Source organism: Loigolactobacillus backii (assembly GCF_003946275.1).
Lineage (GTDB): Bacteria > Bacillota > Bacilli > Lactobacillales > Lactobacillaceae > Loigolactobacillus > Loigolactobacillus backii.
In genome coordinates, this window is the sequence record NZ_RHNQ01000092.1 from 1 (window position 1) to 6,023 (window position 6,023).

Genomic DNA, 6,023 nt, shown 5'->3' on the forward strand with positions numbered 1-6,023 from the left:
AGTAAACAAAAAGCACATTCACCGAAGTGAATGTGCCGTTCAAAATCTCCACCAATACGATTTGACAGAGACCCAAATAAATGAGCTTGTTTCTAGCATAGAAGTTAGCTATAATAAAACAATATAAGATTGAGGTTGCGGAGATCAAAAGTCACAAACTGGAAGCGAAAAGCGCTGGTGAAGGTTTGTAAAAGGGTGATCCGCCGAAGTCATGGCTTGCTTTTTCAAGTTGTGGTTGGGACTTGGCTTAAAAGGCTAAGAACTGTCGTAACAATAGTTACGGAGCGCTATCGACTGACTGTGAAGACTAATCGTCTTTTTTGCCGTTGTAGTAGCTTGGGCAAAAAGGACGTTTTTTATTTGTTCTAAAGTGTGGGTAAGAATAAATGACGCAACAGGAGAAAGCGACCTCTAAAAATTTAAAGTCTAGCCAGTGATGCTTGACCAGTAGTTTAAAGGGTACTGGTTTTAGCGCACTTAGGTTAGGCAGAGGAGGATTTTTTAGATGGCGCAGGAGAATAATGGTGGGGTTAAGCGTGAGTTAAAGACGCGACACCTATCGATGATTGCTTTAGGCGGTAGTATTGGGACTGGGCTTTTTGTTGCCTCAGGATCAGCTATTTCTACCGCCGGGCCAGGTGGAGCCTTAGTTGCCTATATTGGCATTGGGCTAATGGTTTACTTTTTAATGACGAGTTTAGGTGAGATGGCAACCTACATCCCAGTTTCCGGTTCGTTTGCCACTTATGCTGGGCGCTTTGTTGATCCAGCTTTGGGTTTTGCGATGGGGTGGAATTATTGGTTTAACTGGGCAATTACTTTGGCCGTTGATGTTTCTACCACTGGGATTGTGATGCATTTTTGGTTACCACACGTTCCTGGTTGGATTTTTAGCGCCTTCTTTCTAGCAGTAATTTTTGTGATTAATGCGCTATCTGTACGAACCTTTGGTGAAACCGAGTATTGGTTGTCGATTATTAAAGTTGTCACGGTGATTGTGTTTCTGATTGTTGGCTTCTTAACTATCTTTGGTATTATGGGTGGTAATGGGCCAGCAATTGGGCTGAAAAACTTCTCGATTGGTAAGGCGCCTTTCGTTGGCGGAATTCCTAGTATTCTCAGCGTCTTCGTTGTAGCTGGGTTTTCTTTCCAAGGAACGGAATTAATTGGGATTACTGCTGGTGAGTCAGAAACACCAGAGACAAGTATTCCCAAGGCAATTAAGCAGGTATTTTGGCGAATCCTATTATTCTATATTTTAGCTATTTTTGTAATCGCCGCTATTTTGCCTTATACAAGTAAGGATTTATTAGGTTCGAGTGCTAGTGATGTTGCGATCAGTCCCTTTACACTAGTTTTCCAGCGGGTTGGGCTAGCATCCGCCGCCAGTGTAATCAATGCAGTTATCTTAACGTCAGTTATTTCGGCAGCAAATTCAGGGATGTACGCGTCCACGCGGATGTTATGGGCAATGTCAAAACAACACATTGCGCCAAAAGCATTCGGGCGAGTTAATAGTCATGGTGTTCCAATTCCGGCTTTGTTGTTAACAACAGTTGTTGGGCTATTTACCTTTATGACCGGTATCTGGGGACCGCGGATCTATATGTTCCTTGTGTCGGCTTCTGGTTTAACTGGCTTTATTGCCTGGTTAGGGATCGCAATCTCGCATTATCGTTTCCGTAAGGCCTTTATTGCTCAAGGTCATTCGTTGGGCGAGTTAAAATATCATGCCAAACTATTTCCATTTGGTCCAATTTTGGCAATGGTGTTAGGTGTTTTAGTTATTGTTGGCCAGGATTTAAACGCTGTAAAAACGTTAGATTGGCAAGCACTTGGTATTAGTTACATGAGTGTGCCCTTATTTATAATTTTATATGGTTATTATAAAATTCGGCATAAAACGCACGTTATTCCGCTAGAAAAGGTTGATTTAAGTAAAATACGGGATGATTAAATAAAAGAACGAAACAATCTAAGATTAGTTCTGAGGTTAATCGATTTTCATCGATTAACCTCAGAACTTTTTTTGTTTAGACTGAGAGTGAAGCTACGGTCGAGCATACTCCCTGGGACTTCGAATTCGTAATAAAAAAGACAGCCAGCACTTTCAACGCACAAATATGATTTAAGCTTAAAAATGGGAAAAAAGTCGGTTTTGGGTTCACTGCGTAACGTAAGCTAATTCAATAACCGCACTATGATTATTGAATTAGCCGTAGTTAGGCACGTAAATCCAGACTTTTGACGCACGTTCTAGAGCAATGTTCGGAAATAAATAGCGGCCAGGACAAAAGTCCTGGCCGCTTACTATTTGTACTGCTAAGTAAGTTTAGTAAGGTATGTGTGCTTGATTTTCATGTATAAACTATAAAAATCGCTGTCTTGTGCGTCTAAATTCCAGTGTACAATTTTTTTGTCATCCGGAAATTTAACCCCCAGATAATGTGAAACATCATCAACGGTTGTCACAATAAGATCTGCATCCTCAAAGCTGGCCTTATTGTCTAAAACTTGGACAATACTGATATCACGCAAAAAGACTGATACATCGCGGGTAAGCAAATCGTTGTTTTCCATAAGTAGTCGGACTTTAACAATCTGTTTTTTTTCAAATTGGCGTAGATAAGGGATCAGTAGGTAATAGAGGTAGTGCGCCAAACTCTTGTGGCAGCTATAGATAATTTTAAAGTCTGGGTTTGTTTTAATCGTTTGAAAATAATTTCTAATAATCTGGAATAGGTTAGATTGTTCGTATTCGGGATGCTCATGGGAATAAAAATCCATTAATTTTGGATGGTCTTCTTGTAAAACTTCTGCTGCCATGGCCAAGCGTAAGACATTGGTCGTCAATTGACGGTCATTTATAATCTTACTCTGTTTTTCAGGCACTGAATATTGAACTAGATAGGTCATAAAATTTTGAGTGAATTTCCAAACCGTATTGTTTTCAGTTGCGAAGTGTTTATAAAATTCTTGCGATTGATCGCTGAATTCTGGGGAAAATGAAATCGTGATGTATCGTGAAAAAAAGAAAAATTTATGTTCGTTTAACGACTGGTTTTTTGAAAGCCCAGGAATTACATCTTCAGCGAAAGATAATTTTTCAAAAGTAGCATTGTTGTGGGTTAGTAGGTCGAAATCAGAACCATTATGGATTAAATAGCCATGTTCAACACGAGTACGGCAAATACCTAACATTAAAACTTCTTGTAATTCAACAATAATATCATTACTTTTCATATCTATCCTTTGGTAATTGCGAAACATGTCCTTAAATGAAAATTCATTAATCGGCCATTCAATACCATGAAAACCAATCCAATAGAAAGTAAACAGAAGTAGGCGAATATTACGCTCATCACCGATAATTCTTAAATGGGTGTAAGAAAAGCGTAATGAATAACGATTCATAAATTTTTTGAGTGCTGCCGTCTTACGCAGTAAAGTTGATTTACTGACAAATTGTGTTTCACAAAAATTATCGATTGTTGGGTTTGCGTGTTGAACTAAATAATCAACAAATTGAAAAACCAATGAGTGCTTTAATAAAAATAAGCGATAACGATCAAGCGTAACATGAAAGGAATCTTGGGACATTAATTTATGGCGACCAACATTTTTATCAATGTTTTTATCCAGAACCCGCATATCCGTCAATAAATCCTGAAAAGCATTATAGGTCTGCTGATAAGATAGATTTAACGCGGTACTAATATCGTTTATAGTAAACGAATTGGCGTCGATGGTTTTTAGAACACGAAACATTAAAAATTTTTGGAGGTCCGTTTTTTCTAAAAACAGTTCTTCGAATAAAATCCGTTTACCCCCCTATCTTTAACCTGTCTAATTTTATTTTACTATTATGGCAAAGATTTGCAACAGCAACAATCTTTTGAAAGTCTGCTAAACCAACTGTTTTACTTAGATTGTTACCTGCTTTGCCGAAAAAAGGCCCGTCTAAATTTGGAAGAGATCCTTCAAAATTAAACGGGCAATAAGTTATTTAGTTGTGGTTACCAACAGTGTCTAATTGATTTAACCGTGGGAGGGTATCTAATTTTTGTTCAATGAGCGTTAGAACTTTTTTGCGTGCTAGCTCATCTTCAACAAAATCAAGACTATCACCATTAATTTGCATCTTCGGGCTTTCATGGTAGGATTCATACCAAGTGTTGTAACGCTGATTTAGTTCATGATAGTAATTGTAAAGGGTAGGATCTTGATCAATTTGTTCGTAAGGACGATTGCGTTTTTGTATCCGCGTTAACATAGTTTCGAAAGAAATGTTGATGTGAATAAGTAAGTCTGGTTTCTTCTTATAAGTTGTGTGTGGTAATTCTTGCATCATATTTTTCATCAGTGAATCATAGACGCCAACCTCGGTTTCAGTAGCACGCCCTAGATCTGCGTTTAAGTGAAAAAGCAGTGAGTCTTCAAAAATAGAACGATCCATTACGCTTTCACTTTGTTGATCCGCCAATTTAAGCTGAGCAAGACGTTTATTTAGAAAGTAAATTTGCAGTAGAAATGCATATTTTTTAGGATCCTTATAAAAAAATGGTAAAACGGGGTTGTCATCGACAGATTCGTAAAATGCTTTAGTGTGGAGACGTTGTGCTAATAAGGTAGTGAGACTAGTTTTACCCGCTCCAATAGTACCTGCTAATACAATCATAATTGCTGAGCTCCTTAATTAATTGGTGGACTACCAAAATTCGAATACTATATATTGTACCATCAACTGTGATGATTGCAATATGTTGCTATTAGTTTTATATCTCAGCAAATTTAACGATGTAACTTGATTCAAATCAATTCCCTATGACAATTAAATGTGTAAAATGATAGTTAATAAAAGTGATTAAGCAAAATAGACTTTGAAGATTGAAAAGAAAAGAGTATAAGGTTTGTGCTGAGGGGATAAGTACTCTTGGTCAGTGAAGTTTGTGATGGCGTAAAGTAAACTTTGGAAATAAAGGAGGACAAAAATGCATTCAACTCATGACTACACAGCGTGTTTAAGTTTGGTACCAATTTTTGAAGCATTACCACATGCTGATTTAAAAACAATTGCAACGGTGATTCGACCAACAAAACAACCACGTGGAACTATTCTATATCAGGCAACTGACTTGGCCGATACGCTTTACATTGTTGACTCCGGGCAAGTTAAGATCTACCAGTTGGCCGCAAATGGCCGCGAATAGTTACTACATTTACTAAATCCGGGAGATTTTGATGGTGAATATGCTTTGTTTAAGGAAAATCAGGCCCATCAGTCTTACGCAGAAACTTTAACTGAAGCGACCGTTTGCGAGATACGACGTCAAGATTTCCAAAAGCTACTATTAGATTATCCGTCAATTGCGTTACGTATTTTAAATGTACTGGCAAAGCGAATTCAACTTTTGGAACAACAAACAACACGTGTAACTACGGAAAGCATTGAAACTAGATTGGCACTTTATTTATTGGATACGGCGGATGCAGATAAAACGGATGAGTTTAAACTACCAATGAAGAAAAAGGAATTGGCCACTTATTTAGGGACAACGCCTGAAACGATATCACGAAAATTAACGGCTTTTGAAGAAGCGGGTTACATTAAGCAAATACCGCAGAGAATGATTCAGATTCGTAACCGGGATGGATTGTTATTTGTCTGATTCCAATGTTACTTTAAATGATGAATAAATGAATATTTAGCAATTATTATACTGGATTTAAAATGGAAATCCGAATTCTAATTTTAAGTATAACTATAATTGTTCGTGCATAAGTTTTTTCCTAATTTATTTAGAAGATATGCTTGACCGTGGGACGTATTGTTGGTATAGTTATTTCTGTTGTTAAAGCAGTCACGAATCAATTCTGATTCATAGAAAAGTTCTTGACAACAAATTAGATTCTTGCTAAACTATAAAAGTTGTCGCGTTAAGCAAGCTTGAATATTGATTGAATAAAAATTCAAATTACTGCTTGACAAGCAACCGCTTAATCTGCTATACTGATTGAGTTGT

Annotated in this window: 4 protein-coding genes, 1 pseudogene and 1 riboswitch; of the genes and pseudogenes, 3 read left to right on the forward strand and 2 right to left on the reverse strand. The window is 37.4% G+C overall.

The annotated features are described in order from the left end of the window. Positions 1 to 121 precede the first annotated feature (121 nt). Positions 122 to 298: riboswitch (Lysine riboswitch) on the forward strand. A gap of 207 nt (positions 299 to 505) precedes the next feature. Continuing rightward, entirely contained in the window at positions 506 to 1,957 is a 1,452-nt protein-coding gene (locus EKM61_RS11070; RefSeq protein WP_068225492.1) for an amino acid permease, read from the forward strand. A gap of 365 nt (positions 1,958 to 2,322) precedes the next feature. On the opposite strand, the gene EKM61_RS11075 is transcribed toward EKM61_RS11070, so the two are convergent. Both EKM61_RS11075 and EKM61_RS11080 read right to left on the reverse strand, forming a co-directional pair. Continuing rightward, positions 2,323 to 3,768, reverse strand: coding sequence for a helix-turn-helix domain-containing protein (locus tag EKM61_RS11075; protein ID WP_082924842.1), 1,446 nt, complete (start codon positions 3,766 to 3,768; stop codon positions 2,323 to 2,325). A 238-nt stretch (positions 3,769 to 4,006) separates the two neighbouring features. Beyond that, a complete protein-coding gene (locus EKM61_RS11080; RefSeq protein ID WP_068225490.1) occupies positions 4,007 to 4,678 on the reverse strand; it encodes a deoxynucleoside kinase in 672 nt (223 codons plus the stop codon). Positions 4,679 to 4,991: 313 nt separating this feature from the next. Here EKM61_RS11080 and EKM61_RS12235 point away from each other — a divergent pair. After that, a pseudogene (locus tag EKM61_RS12235) lies at positions 4,992 to 5,345 on the forward strand (cyclic nucleotide-binding domain-containing protein); the annotation flags it as partial. Positions 5,346 to 5,459: 114 nt separating this feature from the next. Next, positions 5,460 to 5,669: a helix-turn-helix domain-containing protein gene (locus tag EKM61_RS12240; RefSeq protein WP_225417801.1), complete on the forward strand. Its 210-nt coding sequence runs from the start codon at positions 5,460 to 5,462 to the stop codon at positions 5,667 to 5,669. The last annotated feature ends 354 nt before the right edge of the window (positions 5,670 to 6,023 follow it).

Excerpts from the sequence above, each read along its gene's own strand:
- EKM61_RS11080 (WP_068225490.1), bottom strand. The coding sequence starts at position 4,678 with ATGATTGTATTAGCAGGTACTATTGGAGCGGGTAAAACTAGTCTCACT.
- EKM61_RS11075 (WP_082924842.1), bottom strand. The coding sequence starts at position 3,768 with ATGTTTCGTGTTCTAAAAACCATCGACGCCAATTCGTTTACTATAAAC.
- EKM61_RS11070 (WP_068225492.1), top strand. The coding sequence starts at position 506 with ATGGCGCAGGAGAATAATGGTGGGGTTAAGCGTGAGTTAAAGACGCGA.